The following is a 15,821-nucleotide window of genomic DNA, read 5'->3' as shown; positions in this document are numbered from 1 at the left end:
ATATCGAGTCGAAAGGCGGCCTGAAAGGCTCGGTCTCGCTGCTGATCACCGGCGATGAAGAAGGACCGGCCATCAACGGCACGACAAAGCTGCTCGAATGGGCAGCCGCCAAGGGCGAGAAGTGGGATGCGTCCATCGTCGGCGAGCCGACCAATCCAGACGCACTGGGCGACATGATCAAGATCGGCCGGCGTGGTTCGCTGTCCGGCAGCATCATCGTCAACGGCCGGCAGGGCCACGCCGCCTATCCGCAGCTTGCCGACAACCCGGTGCGCGGTCTGATGACGCTGGCCGACGCCTTGCTGCACCCCGTCTTCGACAAGGGCACAAAGGATTTCCAGCCGACCAACCTGGAGGTGACCTCGATCGACGTCGGCAATCCGGCCACCAATGTCATTCCGGCGAGGGCGACCGCCACCTTCAACATCCGTTTCAACGACACATGGACCGCCGAGACCATCCAGGCGGAAATCCACAACCGTCTCGACAAGGCGGCGAAGCGCAAGAAATACCGGACCGGCAAGACCACGCCGGTCGATTACGAGCTCGTCTGGCGCGACCGGCCGAGCCACGTCTTCCTGACCCACGATGACCGGCTGATCGAGGCGCTCAGCGGCTCGGTCAAGGCGGTGATCGGCAGGAAGCCGGCGCTTTCCACCTCCGGCGGCACCTCCGACGCGCGCTTCATCAAAGACTATTGTCCGGTGGTCGAGTTCGGACTGGTCGGCAAGACCATGCACATGGTCGATGAACGCGTCGCGCTTGCCGACCTCGAGATGCTGACGCAAATCTATCAGCGCTTCATCGAAGACTGGTTCGAGCAAGGCGCATCATAATCATGCTTTCGTCGGACGAAACCTATGCTTCCCTGACCGGCGCCTGGCGACTGATGCTCGGCAAGGCCGACGGGCTGCGCCTGCTCGATATTTCGGCCGACGGTTTCTGGAATTCCTTCTTCGCCATCGTCGTCGCGGTACCGGCGCTGATCGTCGGTTGGGTCGGCCTTGCCAACGAGATCGGCGATCCGGATGCATTCGCGGGGCGATTCAGCATGCTGATCCGTCTGGCGACGGTCGACATCGGCGCCTGGGTGTTGCCGCTTGTCGGCCTTGCCCTTATCGCGCCGCGCGCCGGCATCGGCGGCCGCTTCGTCCACTATGTCGTTGCCAGCAACTGGGCGTCGGCGATCACCGCCTGGATGATGCTGCCAGCAGCGTTGATCAGGCTTTTCCTGCCGTCCACCAACGAGTTTGCCGTACTGGCGTCGCTGCTTTTGTTTGCGCTGTCGATGGTCCTGACCTGGCGGATGACAAACATCGCCATCGGCAGGGGCGCAGCTGTCGGCACCGCTGTCTTCGCCGGCATGTTCGTGGCGTCGCTGGTCGTTCTGTTCGGCCTGCAGGCGCTGCTCGGTATCGGTGCGCCCGCTTAAAGCGCGTCGCGTTTGAAAGGATTCATGCAACGCGCTTTAAGCCTTTGTTTCTATGCATATCGTTACCCCAAAACCGCTGGGCACTTTTGGGCGACATGCATTAGTCAACCTTCGGATAATCCACACCGACGAGAAAAAGCCCGTCGGGCGGCGCCACCTGGCCGCAGGCTGCACGGTCGCGCGCATCGAGCGCCGCCTTCAGGTCGGCAATTGTCCAGCCGCCTTCACCGACGCGCTTCAGCGAGCCGACCATCGAGCGCACCTGATTGTGCAGGAACGAGCGCGCCGAGGCCCGCACTTCGATCACGTCACCCAGCCGACTGACATCCAGCCGGTCGAGCGTTCGGATCGGGCTGTCGGCCTGGCATTGGGTCGAGCGAAACGTGGTGAAATCGTGCCGCCCCAGCAGCACTTTTGCCGCCTCGTGCATGGCCTCGGCGTCGAGCCGCTTCGGCACCCACCAGATCTTGCCTTTGTCGAGTGCGGCCGGCGCGCGCCGGTTGACGATACGATAGAGGTAGTGGCGGCCGACCGCCGAGAAACGCGCGTCGAAGCCATCAGGCACGACAGCCGCCTTGAGGATGGCGATGCGCGCCTTGGCCGCTTGCAGATGGGCGTTGACCGCATCGCGCACCTTATCGTTCGACCACGCCTTGACGAGATCAACATGCGCCACCTGGCCGGTCGCATGGACGCCGGCATCGGTGCGGCCGGCGCCGCGCAGCGAGACCTGTTCGCCGCAGAATTTCTCGATCGCCTGCTCGATCGCCTGCTGCACCGAAGGCTGGTCTGCCTGACGCTGCCAGCCGGCATAGAGGCTGCCGTCATATTCGATGTCGAGGCGAAAACGCGGCATTCCTAAAGCAGGATGAGGTTAGGCGGCGAGCGCCGAGCCGAAAGCCGAAGCGTAGACCAGCTTGCCGGTCTCAGGCGCCTCGGCCCAGGCCAGCGCCTGCAGCGCGTCGCCCTGATATTCGCTTTCGAATTTTTCGGCGCGCGCATGGCTGTAGCCGAAACGGCCGTAATAGGCGGGATCGCCAAGCACCACAGCCAGCACTTCGCCGGCGTCCTTGAGGCGGATATGCGCCTCGCGAACCAGCGCGCCGCCGATGCCGGTGCCATGGAATGACGGCTCGACCGCCAAAGGCGCCAGCGCCACCGCCGGGAAGCTCTTGCCGCCGTTCTGCACGAAAAGCCTGGAAAACAGGATGTGGCCGACCACCTGTCCATCTTCGTCCGCCACCAGTTCGACGACGGCATCGCCGCCGGTAACCAGCGCGTCGACCAGTCCGGCCTCCGCCTGCTGGCCGAACGCATGCTCCTCGACGAGGCGGATCGCCTCGCGGTCCCGCGGCGTCGCCGCACGTATCGACATCATGCTCATGAGAATTTCATTCCTTTTTCGAGCTTGGCCCCGCGCAGAAACTCCTGCGCGGCAATGGGCCTTCCGCCCGCACGTTGAACTTCGACCAGCCTGACCGCGCCTGACCCGCAGGCGACCGTCAGCCGGTCGTCGAGAATTCCTCCCGGCTCGCCGGCGCCTTGCGAAAGCGTCGAGCGAAGCAGTTTCAGCCGTTCCTGGCGGCCGCCGATTTCGATCTCGCACCATGCGCCGGGAAAGGGCGACAGGCCGCGAATATGATCGTGGACTTCGCCAGCAGGCCGCGTCCAGTCCACGCGCGTCTCCGCTTTATCGATCTTTTTGGCGTAGGTCACCCCCGCCGTCGCCTGTGTGGTAAATGTCAGGGTATCCCGTTCCAGCCGCGCCAGCGCTTCCACCATCAACGCGGCACCAAGGCTCATCAACCGATCGTGCAGCTCGCCGGCCGTCATATCGGGGCCGATGGCGCATTTTTCAACCATGGCCACCGGGCCGGTGTCCAGGCCTTCCTCCATCCGCATCACCATCATGCCTGTCTCGGTATCGCCAGCCATGATGGCGCGCTGGATGGGGGCGGCGCCGCGCCAGCGCGGCAACAGCGATGCGTGGCCATTGAGGCAGCCGAGCCGCGGCGCCTCGATGATGGGTTTGGGCAACAGCAATCCATAGGCGACGACGACGGCGACATCGGCACCCAAGGCACGGAACGCCTGCTGCTCGGCCTCGCTCTTCAGCGACACCGGCGTCTGCACCTCGACGCCCAGTCGCTCCGCCTCGCGCTGCACCGGCGACGGAGTCAGTTCCAGTCCGCGGCGGCCGGCGGCGCGCGGCGGCTGGGTGTAGACGGCTTCTATCTCATGCCCGGCTTCCGCGATCGCCCGCAGCGTCGGCACCGAGAATTCGGGCGTACCCATGAAAACGACGCGCAGGGGCATTTTTGAGCCCTATCCCACCAATTTGCCCGGCGCCTTGCTGCCCGGCGCTTTGTCCCTGGCGAGCTTCTTGAACTTCTTCACCACCATGTCGCGCTTCAGCTTCGAGATGTGGTCGATGAACAGAACGCCGTTGAGGTGGTCGATTTCGTGCTGCAGGCAGGTCGCCATCAGCCCTTCGGCCTCGATCTCCTGCAACTTGCCCTCGCGATCGAGATATTTCACCCGCACGGCGGCGGGACGCTCGACCTCGGCATAGTAATCCGGAATCGACAGGCAACCCTCCTCGTAGACCGAGCGCTGATCGGAGCTCTCGAGGACCTCGGGATTGATGAAGACATGCGGCGCCGGCGTCTCGTCTTCCTTGGCAAGGTCGATCACCAGCATGCGCAACGGGTCGCCGACCTGGATCGCCGCCAGACCGATGCCCGGCGCATCGTACATGGTCTCCAGCATGTCGTCGGCCAGTTTGCGCAAAGCACCGTCGACGCGCTCGACCGGTTTCGAAACCTGGCGCAGGATGGGATCGGGAAGAATGATGAGAGGCTTGATCGACATGGCGTCTCACCTAAGACGTCACACGGAAAGCGTCAACCGGGGCAATTGAAGCGCCGTTCACGTTTTGATCTGTGCCGTCAGGCCGAATCATCTATGCTGTCCCATATGAACGACCTGACCACTATCCTGTCCGAACCAATCGCCCGGCTCGGCGCCACCACGATCACGCTCGGCCACGCGCTGGCATTCGGCGCGACCCTGTTCCTGAGCCTGTTCGTAGCGCTCGTCGTCGCGCTCTGGCGGTCGGCCAAGGCGCGCGCGGTGGCTGCCGCGGAAGCCGCCGACCACGCCCGCGACGCCGAGGCGCGGATGGCCGGCATCCTGCAAAGCCAGGCCGAAATGCAGGGCCGCATGGGCGCCATCGCCGAAGTGTTCGGGGCGCGGCAGGCCGAACTCACGCAGTCGATCGGCCAACGGCTCGACGCGATGACCGGACGTCTCGGCCAGACCATGACCGAGCAGACGAAATCGACGCATGAGAGCCTGGCCAAGCTGCAGGAACGGCTGGCGGTCATCGACACGGCGCAGGGCAATATCCAGTCGCTGGCCGGCCAGGTCGTTCAGCTTCAGGCGATCCTCTCCAACAAGCAGACGCGCGGTGCCTTCGGCCAGTCGCGCATGGAGGCGATCGTCGCCGACGGCCTGCCGCACGGTGCCTACGAATTCCAGGCGACCTTGTCGAACGGCAGCCGGCCCGACTGCCTGGTGAAGATGCCGAACGGCGCGCCGGCGCTTGCCGTCGACGCAAAGTTTCCGCTGGAAGCCTGGAACGCCATTCGTGCCGCCGAAGGCGTCGATTTGCAGAAGGCCGCAGCACAAGCGTTTCGGCGCGACATCGAGGTGCATGTCCGCGATATATCAGAAAAATACCTGATCCAGGGCGAGACGCAGGACACCGCCTTCATGTTCGTGCCGTCGGAATCGGTGTTCGCCGAGATCCACGAGAATTTCGAGGGGATTGTCCACAAGGCGCACCGCGCCCGCATCGTCATCGTCTCGCCGTCGCTGCTGATGCTGTCGATCCAGGTCATCCAGGCGATCCTCAAGGACGCCCGCATGCGCGAGCAAGCGCATCTGATCCAGGGCGAGGTGATCCGGCTGATGGAGGATGTTTCGCGTCTCGACGAGCGGGTGCGCAAGCTGCAGAGCCATTTCGGCCAGTCGGCCAAGGATATCGACGATATTCTCGTCTCGACGTCGAAGGTGACCAAGCGCGGCCAGAAGATCGAGGCGCTGGAGTTCGGCGCGCAGCCGACGGAGGGCGACGCCGGATCGGCCGAGACCACATATGGGGCCGGCGCGAAGGCCGAAGCGGGTGCGCGCGTCGCCGACTCCAAGACCGGCCAGCTGAGACTAAGGGTCGTGGAAGGCGACGACTGAGAGGCTACTGCTCCTCGACGATCGTCGTGCCTTCGAATTCCGGCAGCCAGTGCAGCGCCGAGCGGTGCCACAGCTGCCGTCTCGGCACCAGTTCATTGCGCTGCCGCGCCGTGCCCACCCTGATGCCGTAGACTTTCGGCCCGTCGCCGACCGACGTGGCATAGAGATGCGAACCGCACTCGCCGCAAAAGGCCTGGGCGCGCCTGGCGCCGCTCGATCCGGTCTTGATGTAGATCTTCGGCGTGCCCCTGGTGATCCGGTAGTGATCCTCCGACGCCGGCACGGTCACCCGAAACGCCGTTCCAGTCAGTTGCTGGCAATCGATGCAGTGGCAGATATTGGTCTTTTCCGGATCGACTTCCGCCTCGTAGGTGATGGCGCCGCAATGGCACCGGCCGTCGATTTTCATCTTCGTTTCTCCCGAAATCCGTTCAGCAATCTACACCGTTGTGCGTCCACTTGGACGCACAAAATGCGCTCCAACACTCAGAACCTACGCATCGTGCTTATCCGAAATCGATTTCGATTTTCAGTCGATGCGGTGGCGTGGCAAGTGCGCCGCACGCCGGCTAGTCCGGCGTATCGTCAGACGCGGCCTCGATCACATTGCGCCGCTGTTCCCACGTCCCGGTTGTCTGCGGCTTGACGAACAGCCGCGTGATCTCCGGCATCTCTGCTTTCAGCCGCGCCTCGATGCGTTCGACGCAGGCCTCGATCGCGGGCGCCGACAAATGGTCCTCGAACTCGATGCTCAAGCCGGCGACGATCTCCCGAGGCCCCATATGGATAGTCAGCACGCCGTTGGCGCGCTGCACCGCCGGATCCTGCTGAACGATGGCCAGCACTTTCTTCTGCATCTCGGGCGAGGCTGGCTCGCCCATCAGCAGGCTCTTGCTTTCACGCGCCAGGAAGATCGCGGTTGCTCCGAGAATCAGCCCGATGCCGATCGAGGCGGCACCATCGAGTTCCGGCATGTCGAGCAATTCCGCAGCCAATATACCGGCGAAGGCAACGATCAGACCGAGAAGTGCCGCACTGTCCTCGAACAGCACGGTGTAGACGGTGGGATCCTTGCTGAACTGCACCGCCTTGAGCCAGCCGAGCCTGCCCTTTTCCCGGCGGAATTCCTTCAGCGCAACCAGCCAGGAGCTGCCTTCGAAGAGAAACGAAAGGCCAAGCACAACATAATTCACCTTGGCATTGACGACCGGCTCGGGCGCCATGATGTGGACCACACCTTCGTAGAACGACACGCCGGCGCCGAGCGCAAAGACCAGAAGTGCGACAATGAAGCTCCAGAAATACAGTTCGCGGCCATGGCCGAGCGGATGCGTGCGGTCGGGCGGTTGGGCGGCGCGATACATGCCGTAGAGCAGCAGGCCGCCATTGCCGGTATCGACCAGCGAGTGCACGCCCTCCGACAGCATCGCCGAACTGCCGGTGAAGAAGGCGGCGGCGAACTTGGTCAGCGCGATCGCGAGGTTGCCGGCGAGCGCCGCGTAGATGACTTTTCGGGACCCGCCATGCGCCGCCATGGTGTGCTGCCTCGTTTCAATGCGCTGCGAGCCTATCGATCCATGCGCCGAAGCTCCACACGCAGCACAACGCACGAGCCGTCCAGTCGTTCAAAGCGATAGGCCATACCCCTAGAGAGTCGGACAGTGGCTTTGAGCTTTCCTTCTCCAAGCGTGAGAACAGTCCGCAGTTGGCCGGGCGCCGAAGGATACGCTTCGCGGGACACTTCTTTTCCGACGCGCTCTCCGGCCGCAGATGTCTCAACCTTGCCAAAGGTGAACTTCTGACCCCTGAGCGGTTATCGCAACAACCGCCCAAGGTCGGTCCGTCGTTGCAGGGCTGACGTGTTTTCATCGAGCCAAGACTGACTCTAGTACCGTGCCGGGAATGAGCTATAGTCCAGATCCTAATGACGGCCTGGCGCTTGCACAATGGCTGGACTGGGTGAACAGATTGCGCGTCAGCAGCGCACCATGGGACCGCTCCTGGTGGCGGCAGTGGTCATCGGCCTTATAGGTCTGCCCGTCGCAGCCTGGCTCGACCTCCGAGACCTATCGGAACGGATGCTGCGCAGGCAAGCCAGCGAAATCAGCCGGATCATCGACGAAATGCGCGGATTCTACGGCAGCGACGTCGTGGGACGCGTGCTGCAAGCAGACGGCGCCGTGACTGCGACGCACAACTACCGGGACGTGCCAGGTGCGATCCCTATTCCAGCAACCCTCTCGATTGAACTCGGCAAGCGCATCAGCGCTCACGACGGGTCCGTCAAATATCGGTTCGTCTCGGATCTGCCTTTCAAAGGTCGCGCGCCCCACCAGCTCGATGTATTCGAGCGGAATGCAATCTTTGCTTTGCGCGCCAACCCGAGGGAGCCGATCGTCGAAGTCTCGGGTTCGCTGTTTGACCGGCAAGTCCGCGCCGCGGCCCCCGTTGTAATGGGACAAGTCTGCGTGACCTGCCATAACTTACACCCGGACAGCCCCAAGACGGACTGGAAGGTAGGGGATGTCCGAGGGATCCAGGAGATATCAGTCAATCAGCCTATCGCTGCGAACGTCCTCACCTTCAAGTATCTGCTCCTATATTTCGGCTTCGCAGCGGCAGCGGGCCTGACTTTCATTCTGCTGCAGCGTCGGCAGTCCGCCTTGGTTCAGGGCATCAATAAGGAGCTTTCCGAGGCAAACGACTTCCTGGCTGCGATTTCATTGAAGATCGCCAAATACCTCTCGCCTCAAATTTACAAAAGCATCTTCAGCGGCCAGAAGGACGTCACCATCGCGACCGAGCGCAAGAAGCTCACGATCTTTTTCTCCGACGTCAAGGATTTCACCGCGATCGTGGAACGGCTCCAGCCCGAGGACCTGACGGTTCTCCTCAACGAGTACTTCACCGAGATGTCGAGGATCGCGCTCAAACACGGCGCCACCGTCGACAAGTTCATCGGCGACGCGCTTCTTGTGTTCTTCGGAGACCCCGAGACGCAAGGCATCGAGGAAGACGCGAGAGCCTGCTTGCGCATGGCGGTCGACATGCAGCGTCGGCTGGAGCAGTTGAACAGGGTGTGGCATGACCGCGGAGTTGAACGGCCCTTCCGAGCTCGCATGGGCATCAACACGGGCTATTGCAACGTTGGGAACTTCGGTTCCGATGATCGGATGGACTACACGATCATCGGAGCCGAAGCGAACTTGGCGGCCCGTCTGCAGTCGATTGCCGAGCCCGGCGGCATCTGCCTCAGCTATGAGACTTACGCGCTCGTCCGCGACCTTGTCCGGGCGCGTCCGTTAGCACCGATTGCCATGAAGGGGATCAGCCGGGAGGTTGTCCCCTACGAAGTTGAGGGCCTCCTGGGTGAACTGGCCCAGCGCCCTCAGGTCATCAGCGAGCACGCGACTGGCCTCGACTTGTTCCTCGATGTTGAGGCAATCGACGAGAATGGGGTCGAGCGGGCGAAGAAACGACTTTCGGAGGCGCTCCTGGCCTTAACCATCCGAAGCAAGCCCGCCGCTTTTTAGGTTCTTGAACGTCTGACCGCATTTGAGACTTCAACGAAGTGATCTCCATGCCGTGTGGATTTAAAGAGCACATTGGCAAGCGCCACTACAGTGCAAGCTAATCTAAGTAGGCCGCCTCTAGAAACTGTCCCACTGTCAGGGCACCTCTATGCCCAGCGTCATCTCGTCGAATGCTGCTCCTCCAAACTCAAGCAGTTCCGCCGGGTCGCAACCCGCTCGAGAAAACCGCCCGCAATTACCGCGCCGTTGTCACTCTCGCGGCTATTGTCTTGTGGTTGCGGTAACTGTCCACACGGCCTAGTCGACGATCTCGTTCGTCCAGACCTTGAAACCGGCCAGCGTGCCGGGCCCGAAAATATGGGTCAGCGGCACATCGGCTGCGTCGCGGCCGGAAGCGATCAGGATGCGCCCTATGCGCGGCGCATTGTTGCGCGGATCGAAGGCATGCCAGCGACCGCCGAGATAGACCTCCATCCAGGCGGCGAAATCCATGTCCGACCACGGTTTCGGCAGGCCGATATCGCTGATGTAGCCGGTGCAGTAGCGGGTCGGGATGTTCAGGGCGCGGCAGAAGGCGACGGCGAGGTGGGCAAAATCGCGGCAGACGCCGCTTTGCTCACGATAGGCCTCGGCTGCCGTGCGCGTCGGCCGCGCATTGCTGTAATTGAAGATGATGTGGTTGTGGACGAAGTCGCAGACCGCCTGCACCCGTGGAATGCCGAGCGGTGTGTGGCCGAACAGCCGCCATGCCTCGTTTGCCAGCACGTCGCTCTCGCAATAGCGGCTCGGCAGCAGGAACAGCAATGTTTCCGACGGCAGGTCGCGCACCTCGTGCTGCCACGCCAGCAGCTCGCCCATCTCGAAGGTTCCCGGGTCGCGGATCACGGCGTCCGTGCCGAAGGTGAAGCGACCCGGCGGCGCGACAAGACGGTTGCACCAATTGCCGAAACTGTCGCGGTAGCTTTCGATCGGCACCGGTGGGTTCGAGGTCAGGAAATCCGGCCGCTCGAGATCGGACGCGCGGGAATAGTGAACGTTGAGCATCGCAATCAGCGGCGTTTCCTGCGGAAAGTCGAAGCTCATCTCGCAGCCGATGTGGATTCGCATTGTCGTCCTGACCGGCCTGCCGGATCAACACCCCGCGAAGGCACGGGCCGTTGCTGCAGTGCAAAAAGATCATCGCACGGACCAACGCGGTTTACGAGCGAATTAGAAACTGCTTGACGGCCGCCGGCTGGCACAGGCGCGCCCAGATTATGCCTCTTGCGGTCGGGCGTTTCTCTTGGTTCATTTCGCTTGCCACAATCGGAGGAAACGAATCATGGCTAAAGGTGCGATGAAGGCGGGCAAGGAAGCCCGCAAGCCGAAGAAGGACGCGAAGAAACCTGCTGCAGCCCCGGTCCTGAAAGCGCCGCCCGTCAAGGCGACGAAACTCAAGGACAGGTAAGCCTCGGCGTTTCGGCGCAAGGTCATGACCGGCGGCATTTCAGGACCAATCGACATTCAGCGACTGTTCCTGAAATGCCGCCGGCGCTGCTGTTGATTGGGCACCCGAAATTTCTATTTTAATGCAGCGAAGACGGCTTCGCGCTTTCCGAAAGACCGGGACGACCCGCAATTCAATGGAGCGTTCCGATGTCGTGGATTCTTCTCTTCTTCGCTGGCCTGTTCGAAATCGGCTGGGCGATCGGCCTCAAATACACTGATGGGTTTTCGAAGCCGCTCCCGACGGTCCTGACGGTTGTCTCGATGGTCGTCAGTCTCGCCTTGCTCGGACTGGCGCTGAAGACGCTGCCGGTCGGCACGGCCTATGCGGTGTGGACCGGTATCGGGACCGTCGGCACGGCGCTGCTTGGCATCTGGCTGCTCGGCGAGCCTGCGACCGCGATCAGGCTGGGCTGCATCGCACTCATCGTCTGCGGCATCATGGGGCTGAAGCTCGCGGCCTAGAGCGGTTCATCGTTTCACGGAAACGCCGAAACGCTCTATCTCTTTGTTTTTGCGCAATTCCGGACGGAAAACCGTTTCACACTTTTCCTGGAATTGCTCTAGTTTGGCTGTAAGATTGTAACACAAACGCGTTCAGGGCCGCTGCAAGGCGGCCCTGAATTTGATTGGTAAAATCGCGCTGTAGGAGCGCTAGCGAGCGGAAAAGCCCGGAGGCGTCCTGCCGGTGCGCTGCTTGCGCGCCGCATAGCGCGCGTCGCGCTTAGCCTTGCGCTCGGCCTCGTCGGCGAGCAAACGAGCGATGCGCTCGTTCTCTTCGGCTTCCCGGATCTTCGCTTCCGCCTGCGCCGCTTCTTCGGCAGCGATACGCGCTGCTTCGGCAGCGGCTTCGCGCTCGGCCTTTTCGGCCGCTTCGCGCGCCAGCTTTTCCTGCTTCAGCCGGGCCTTTTCGGCCTCGCGTATCGCACGAGCTTCGAGGATTGCCTTGCGTTCGGCCTGTCGTGCCAGCACGGCTGGATCGTCTGCTGCCGGCTTTGCCTTGAAGCGCTCGAGAAGCGCCTTCTTTGCCTCGTTTGCGGCATTGCGCCGCTCGAAAACGTCTTTTTCCCTATAGATAGCCAAGTCCACTTCCCTGGAGTCAATTTGCGAGGCTTACATACGCGTGAAAATCCAGAGTTCAAGCGCCAAAACGGTATGCCAGCCATGAAATTCTGAGCTGTTGCAGTCGGGAGACGCCTTTTCGGCTGAATTCGGCTGAAACGGACATGCACTGTTCACCATCCGGCCCTCTGGCGGCGCGGCGGACCGGTCGCTACCTGTAGCGCGAAAAACAAAGCGCCAGGATGACACATGATGGAACTCGGTCTCTATACCTTCGCCGACGTCAGCCCGGAACCGGGCCCCGGCGCCATCGGTGCGCATGAGCGGCTGCGCAACCTGATCGAGGAGATCGAACTGGCCGACCAGGTCGGCCTTGACGTGTTTGGGCTGGGCGAGCATCACCGCCCCGATTATGCAGCTTCAGCGCCGGTCGTGGCCTTGGCGGCGGCGGCCGAACGCACCAGGCGCATAAAGCTGACCAGCGCGGTCACCGTGCTTTCCTCCGACGATCCGGTTCGCGTCTTCCAGCAGTTTGCGACGCTCGATCTTCTATCCAGCGGCCGCGCCGAGATCATGGCCGGGCGCGGTTCGTTCATCGAATCCTTTCCGCTGTTCGGCTACAATCTCAAAGACTACGACGAGCTCTTCGCCGAAAAGCTCGACCTGCTGCTTGCCATCCGCGATCATGTCAAGGTGACCTGGTCGGGCAGGCTGCGCGCGCCGATCAACGATCGTGGCGTCTATCCCCGCCCCTTCCAGGACAGATTGCCGATCTGGATCGCGATCGGTGGCACGCCGCAATCGGCGGCGCGGGCCGGCGCGCTCGGCCTGCCGCTGGCGCTGGCCATCATCGGCGGCGAGCCGGCGCGGTTCGCGCCGCTCTTCGACATCTACAGGGAGGCGGCCAAGCGGGCCGGCAACGATCCGGCTGATCTGGCCACCAGCCTCAACGTCCACGGATTCATCGCGGAGACCACCGATCAGGCAGCCGACGATTTTTATGGGCCGCAGGCCGAGGTGATGAACCGCATCGGCCGCGAGCGTGGCTGGGGTCCGACATCGAGGGCACATTTCGACCAGTCGCGCGGGCCGAACGGTGCGCTTTTCGTCGGCAATCCAGAACAGGTGGCCGAGAAGATCATTGCCCAGCACAGGATATTCGGCAGCGACCGCTTCCTGCTGCAAATGGCGATCGGCACCATGCCGCACGCCAAGATCATGAAGGCGATCGAACTCTACGGCACCAAAGTGGCGCCGATCGTGCGCAAGGAAACGGCGAAGGCCATTCCCACCGTGGCTGCGCCAGCCGCCTGATTCGTAGGCAAGATCGTAGTAGGCTAAGGTCGTCGTCAACGCCGGCTAACGCATCGGCCCGAAAATCGGAATCGATTTTCGGAAAGCACGATGCGTAGATTCAAAGTGTTAGAGCGTACTTTGTGCGTCCAAGTGGACGCACGTCGCTCTGGCGGAACTTTGAAGCCGCAAAGGCGTTTTCCCGCCAACAGCGTACACCAATCGCGGTGTGCCGCCGAGGGCCAGAATGAAAGCCGACCCCGCCGCTTTGGGCACAGGCGCTGCCGAAAGCCCGGATCCGCGCGTCGAGGCGCGGGCGGACACGCATCTGATGCGTTCGCTGCTCGTCGGCATCTTCATCCTTATGGCGATCTACGCGCTCTCCTTCGCTCGTGCCTTCTTCATGCCGGTCATTCTGGCTTTCCTGCTGGCACTGACGCTGACGCCGATCGTCCGCTTCCTGCGCAAACACGGCATGCCCGATGTGATGTCGGCGACATTGCTGGTGCTGCTGTCGTTCTGCGTCATCGCTGTCGCAGGATATCTGCTCAGCGGGCCGGTCATCGACCTCATCAACAACACCTCGGTGATTGGCCAGCAGCTGACCGAACGGCTCGCGCAACTGCGACGTCCTTTCGAGAGGATCATGGAGATTTCGCGGCAGATAGAGGGACTGACGCAGACATCCCAGGAGCCGGGCGTTCAGAGGGTTGCCATGGCGCAATCCGGCCTTCTCCCGCAAGCCGCCAGCAATTTGCTGTCGGCGGGCACCAGCCTCATCATCGTCTTTGTCCTGTCGCTGTTCCTGCTCGCCTCCGGCACGATGTTCTATGAGAAGATCGTCGAATCCTTCCCCAGTCTCAGCGAAAAGAAGCGGGCACTGCGCGTCGTCTATGATGTCGAACGTGAAATCTCGCACTACCTGCTCACCGTAGCCGTCATCAATACATGCCTTGGCGTGGTCATCGGACTCGGCCTTTGGGCACTCGGCGTGCCCAATCCGCAGGTCTGGGGCGCGGCAGCGGCTCTGCTCAATTTCCTGCCCTATATCGGGGCGCTGATTACAATCACGCTTGTCACGATCATCGCGCTGATCAGCTTCGACAGCATCTCCTACGCGCTGCTGGCGCCGGCCTTCGTGCTGTTGTGCGATACCGTCGAGGGCCAATTCGTGACGCCGACGGTGGTCGGCCGGCGCCTAGAGATCAATGCCGTGGCGATCCTCATCGCCATTGCCTTCTGGTCCTGGCTGTGGGGTTTCGTCGGCGCGCTGATGGCGGTGCCGCTGCTGGTCGTCATCAAGGTGTTCTGCGATCATTTCGACGGCCTCAGTCATGTCGGCAATTTCCTGGCGGCGCAGCATACGGCGGTGGTTGAAGAAGAACTCATCGAGGAGATGGACAGCGCTGCAGCGCAAACCGGCGCGCGGCGTTTGCGGCGCCCGGATTGAATGACTATATCGAGCTGGTCAAAGCCGGGCTCCCTTCCATGACCGATATCCCCTTCGACATCGACGCCTATTTCGCCCGCATCGGATACACCGGCTTGAGGGACGCTTCGCTGGAAACGCTGAAGTCGCTCCATCTCTTACACCCGCAGGCAATCCCGTTCGAAAATCTCGATCCGTTTCTAGGCCACCCGGTTCGTCTCGATCTCGCCTCGCTGCAGGAAAAGATCGTCGCTCGGGGTCGCGGCGGCTATTGCTTCGAGCACAATCTCATTTTCATGCATGTGCTGAAGGCGCTTGGCTTCGCCGTCAGCGGCCTTGCCGCACGCGTTCTTTGGGGCCAGCCCGATGATGCCATAACCGCCCGGAGCCATATGTTGCTGCGCGTCGAACTCGACGGCCGAACCTACGTTGCCGATGTCGGCTACGGCGGACTGACCCTGACAGCGCCGCTCCTGCTTCGACCGGGTCTCGAGCAAAAGACCCCACATGAGACATTCCGCATGGTTGAGACCGGCGATCATTTTCGCCTGCAGGCCAATGTCGGCGGCGACTGGCGGACAATTTACCGCTTCGACATGCAGCAGAACTATGAGGTCGACTATTCGGTCAGCAACCATTTCCTGTCGACCCACCCAACCTCGCACTTCCTTTCCTCCGTAATCGCAGCACGAGCCTTGCCGGGCCGCCGTTATGCGCTCCGCAACAACCGGCTGTCGACGCATCATCTCGGTGGCCGTACCGAGCAGATGGAGATAGCGACAGCCGCCGAACTCGCCGACGTGCTGGAAGGCCCGCTCGAAATCGCCATTCCCGACCGTTCAGCCTTCGAGGCCATGGCGCGACAGAAGAAAATCCTGGAGGCTTAAGTCGCCATGACCGCCTGTCGCCGATCATCGAAGGCAGCAACGCTTCGCAATCGCTCGCCAATTCGCTCGATCTTGTCCGCCATGCCGAGCGGCTGGGATACAAGTGCTACTGCCGAGCATCACAACATGCCGGGCATCGCCAGCGCCGCCACCTCCGTCGTCATTGCCCATGTCGCCGGCACCAGGACGATACGCGGCGCCGGCGGGCGCATGATCCGGGAACCGGGATAGGTTCCGGGAGGGACCTCGAATTCAAAATGCCAGAGCGTCCTTTGCACCTGCCTGGACGCGCGGCATCGGTTCAATTTTTTGAATTTGCGGCTGTGGTGGTCGCTTCCTACATCCCTCTCGTCCACAGGATCCCCGCCCATGACCGCTCTTTCCGTTCTCGACCTGTCGCCGATCGTCGAAGGCAGCAACGCTTCGCAATCGCTTGCCAATTCGCTCGA

At 62.2% G+C, this 15,821-nt stretch carries 18 protein-coding genes and 2 pseudogenes; 11 read left to right on the top strand and 9 right to left on the bottom strand.

Annotated features, from left to right (window positions below; all coding sequences use genetic code 11):
• Together dapE and E5W87_RS08455 are read left to right on the top strand one after the other, a co-directional pair.
• Positions 1–836: succinyl-diaminopimelate desuccinylase (dapE, locus tag E5W87_RS08460; protein WP_292395856.1), on the top strand; the 836-nt coding region annotated here is incomplete at its 5' end.
• A 2-nt stretch (positions 837–838) separates the two neighbouring features.
• A complete protein-coding gene (locus tag E5W87_RS08455; RefSeq protein WP_292395853.1) occupies positions 839–1,432 on the top strand; it encodes a transporter in 594 nt (197 codons plus the stop codon).
• Between the two features lie 100 nt (positions 1,433–1,532).
• Here E5W87_RS08455 and truA read toward each other — a convergent pair whose 3' ends face one another.
• The 4 genes from truA to def are packed head-to-tail and all read right to left on the bottom strand — an operon-like array spanning position 1,533 to position 4,303.
• Positions 1,533–2,288, bottom strand: coding sequence for a tRNA pseudouridine(38-40) synthase TruA (gene truA, locus E5W87_RS08450; protein ID WP_292395850.1), 756 nt, complete (start codon positions 2,286–2,288; stop codon positions 1,533–1,535).
• Between the two features lie 18 nt (positions 2,289–2,306).
• A complete protein-coding gene (locus tag E5W87_RS08445) occupies positions 2,307–2,816 on the bottom strand; it encodes a GNAT family N-acetyltransferase (protein ID WP_292395847.1) in 510 nt (169 codons plus the stop codon).
• Positions 2,813–3,748: a methionyl-tRNA formyltransferase gene (gene fmt, locus E5W87_RS08440; RefSeq protein WP_292395844.1), complete on the bottom strand. Its 936-nt coding sequence runs from the start codon at positions 3,746–3,748 to the stop codon at positions 2,813–2,815. Before fmt ends, E5W87_RS08445 begins: the two co-directional genes overlap by 4 nt.
• A gap of 9 nt (positions 3,749–3,757) precedes the next feature.
• Positions 3,758–4,303, bottom strand: a complete 546-nt coding sequence (gene def / locus E5W87_RS08435) for a peptide deformylase (protein WP_292395842.1) — start codon at positions 4,301–4,303, stop codon at positions 3,758–3,760.
• 105 nt (positions 4,304–4,408) lie between these two features.
• Between def and E5W87_RS08430 the strand changes: the two genes are divergently transcribed.
• On the top strand, positions 4,409–5,683 hold the full coding sequence (locus E5W87_RS08430) for a DNA recombination protein RmuC (protein WP_292395946.1): 1,275 nt from the start codon (positions 4,409–4,411) through the stop codon (positions 5,681–5,683).
• 4 nt (positions 5,684–5,687) lie between these two features.
• Here E5W87_RS08430 and E5W87_RS08425 read toward each other — a convergent pair whose 3' ends face one another.
• Together E5W87_RS08425 and E5W87_RS08420 are read right to left on the bottom strand one after the other, a co-directional pair.
• Complete coding sequence (locus E5W87_RS08425) at positions 5,688–6,092, bottom strand: GFA family protein (protein ID WP_292395839.1); 405 nt, start codon at positions 6,090–6,092, stop codon at positions 5,688–5,690.
• Positions 6,093–6,252: 160 nt separating this feature from the next.
• Positions 6,253–7,218, bottom strand: coding sequence for a cation diffusion facilitator family transporter (locus E5W87_RS08420; RefSeq protein WP_292395836.1), 966 nt, complete (start codon positions 7,216–7,218; stop codon positions 6,253–6,255).
• A 411-nt stretch (positions 7,219–7,629) separates the two neighbouring features.
• Between E5W87_RS08420 and E5W87_RS08415 the strand changes: the two genes are divergently transcribed.
• Both E5W87_RS08415 and E5W87_RS08410 read left to right on the top strand, forming a co-directional pair.
• The gene (locus tag E5W87_RS08415; RefSeq protein ID WP_292395833.1) at positions 7,630–9,216 is read left to right on the top strand and encodes an adenylate/guanylate cyclase domain-containing protein; all 1,587 of its coding nucleotides are present in this window, start codon (positions 7,630–7,632) and stop codon (positions 9,214–9,216) included.
• Positions 9,217–9,345: 129 nt separating this feature from the next.
• A pseudogene (locus E5W87_RS08410) lies at positions 9,346–9,500 on the top strand (IS5/IS1182 family transposase); the annotation flags it as partial.
• 13 nt (positions 9,501–9,513) lie between these two features.
• On the opposite strand, the gene E5W87_RS08405 reads toward E5W87_RS08410, so the two are convergent.
• Positions 9,514–10,323 carry a transglutaminase family protein gene (locus E5W87_RS08405; protein ID WP_292395830.1) on the bottom strand — a complete coding sequence of 270 codons (810 nt, stop codon included), beginning with the start codon at positions 10,321–10,323 and terminating at the stop codon, positions 9,514–9,516.
• A 214-nt stretch (positions 10,324–10,537) separates the two neighbouring features.
• Here E5W87_RS08405 and E5W87_RS08400 point away from each other — a divergent pair, with 214 nt between their 5' ends.
• Together E5W87_RS08400 and sugE are read left to right on the top strand one after the other, a co-directional pair.
• Positions 10,538–10,663 (top strand): hypothetical protein, encoded by a 126-nt coding sequence (locus tag E5W87_RS08400; protein WP_292395828.1) that lies wholly within the window; start codon positions 10,538–10,540, stop codon positions 10,661–10,663.
• Positions 10,664–10,851: 188 nt separating this feature from the next.
• A complete protein-coding gene (gene sugE / locus E5W87_RS08395) occupies positions 10,852–11,166 on the top strand; it encodes a quaternary ammonium compound efflux SMR transporter SugE (RefSeq protein ID WP_292395823.1) in 315 nt (104 codons plus the stop codon).
• A 189-nt stretch (positions 11,167–11,355) separates the two neighbouring features.
• Here the strand turns inward: sugE and E5W87_RS08390 are convergent, their stop codons facing one another.
• Positions 11,356–11,784 (bottom strand): DUF6481 family protein, encoded by a 429-nt coding sequence (locus tag E5W87_RS08390; protein ID WP_023801556.1) that lies wholly within the window; start codon positions 11,782–11,784, stop codon positions 11,356–11,358.
• 231 nt (positions 11,785–12,015) lie between these two features.
• On the opposite strand from E5W87_RS08390, the gene E5W87_RS08385 reads away from it, so the two are divergent.
• The 4 genes and pseudogenes from E5W87_RS08385 to E5W87_RS08370 form a co-directional block, all read left to right on the top strand.
• Positions 12,016–13,077 carry an LLM class flavin-dependent oxidoreductase gene (locus E5W87_RS08385; protein ID WP_292395943.1) on the top strand — a complete coding sequence of 354 codons (1,062 nt, stop codon included), beginning with the start codon at positions 12,016–12,018 and terminating at the stop codon, positions 13,075–13,077.
• A 226-nt stretch (positions 13,078–13,303) separates the two neighbouring features.
• The gene (locus E5W87_RS08380) at positions 13,304–14,506 is read left to right on the top strand and encodes an AI-2E family transporter (protein WP_292395819.1); all 1,203 of its coding nucleotides are present in this window, start codon (positions 13,304–13,306) and stop codon (positions 14,504–14,506) included.
• The gene (locus E5W87_RS08375) at positions 14,503–15,372 is read left to right on the top strand and encodes an arylamine N-acetyltransferase (protein ID WP_292395816.1); all 870 of its coding nucleotides are present in this window, start codon (positions 14,503–14,505) and stop codon (positions 15,370–15,372) included. Before E5W87_RS08380 ends, E5W87_RS08375 begins: the two co-directional genes overlap by 4 nt.
• A 14-nt stretch (positions 15,373–15,386) precedes the next feature.
• Positions 15,387–15,588: pseudogene (locus E5W87_RS08370) on the top strand (alkane 1-monooxygenase); the annotation flags it as partial.
• Positions 15,589–15,624: 36 nt separating this feature from the next.
• On the opposite strand, the gene E5W87_RS36040 reads toward E5W87_RS08370, so the two are convergent.
• Positions 15,625–15,821 (bottom strand): hypothetical protein (locus tag E5W87_RS36040; protein WP_367118804.1); only part of this gene is annotated, 197 nt, incomplete at its 5' end.

The sequence above is a fragment of the Mesorhizobium sp. genome, from assembly GCF_004962925.1.
Classification (GTDB): Bacteria; Pseudomonadota; Alphaproteobacteria; order Rhizobiales; family Rhizobiaceae; genus Mesorhizobium.
Note: the sequence above shows the minus strand (reverse complement) of the source record. Positions and strands in the feature narration are given on the sequence as shown.

Coding starts and splice junctions, on each gene's coding strand:
- E5W87_RS08455 (WP_292395853.1), top strand. CDS start 839: ATGCTTTCGTCGGACGAAACCTATGCTTCCCTGACCGGCGCCTGGCGA.
- truA (WP_292395850.1), bottom strand. CDS start 2,288: ATGCCGCGTTTTCGCCTCGACATCGAATATGACGGCAGCCTCTATGCC.
- E5W87_RS08445 (WP_292395847.1), bottom strand. CDS start 2,816: ATGAGCATGATGTCGATACGTGCGGCGACGCCGCGGGACCGCGAGGCG.
- fmt (WP_292395844.1), bottom strand. CDS start 3,748: ATGCCCCTGCGCGTCGTTTTCATGGGTACGCCCGAATTCTCGGTGCCG.
- def (WP_292395842.1), bottom strand. CDS start 4,303: ATGTCGATCAAGCCTCTCATCATTCTTCCCGATCCCATCCTGCGCCAG.
- E5W87_RS08430 (WP_292395946.1), top strand. CDS start 4,409: ATGAACGACCTGACCACTATCCTGTCCGAACCAATCGCCCGGCTCGGC.
- E5W87_RS08425 (WP_292395839.1), bottom strand. CDS start 6,092: ATGAAAATCGACGGCCGGTGCCATTGCGGCGCCATCACCTACGAGGCG.
- E5W87_RS08420 (WP_292395836.1), bottom strand. CDS start 7,218: ATGGCGGCGCATGGCGGGTCCCGAAAAGTCATCTACGCGGCGCTCGCC.
- E5W87_RS08415 (WP_292395833.1), top strand. CDS start 7,630: ATGGCTGGACTGGGTGAACAGATTGCGCGTCAGCAGCGCACCATGGGA.
- E5W87_RS08405 (WP_292395830.1), bottom strand. CDS start 10,323: ATGCGAATCCACATCGGCTGCGAGATGAGCTTCGACTTTCCGCAGGAA.
- E5W87_RS08400 (WP_292395828.1), top strand. CDS start 10,538: ATGGCTAAAGGTGCGATGAAGGCGGGCAAGGAAGCCCGCAAGCCGAAG.
- sugE (WP_292395823.1), top strand. CDS start 10,852: ATGTCGTGGATTCTTCTCTTCTTCGCTGGCCTGTTCGAAATCGGCTGG.
- E5W87_RS08385 (WP_292395943.1), top strand. CDS start 12,016: ATGGAACTCGGTCTCTATACCTTCGCCGACGTCAGCCCGGAACCGGGC.
- E5W87_RS08380 (WP_292395819.1), top strand. CDS start 13,304: ATGAAAGCCGACCCCGCCGCTTTGGGCACAGGCGCTGCCGAAAGCCCG.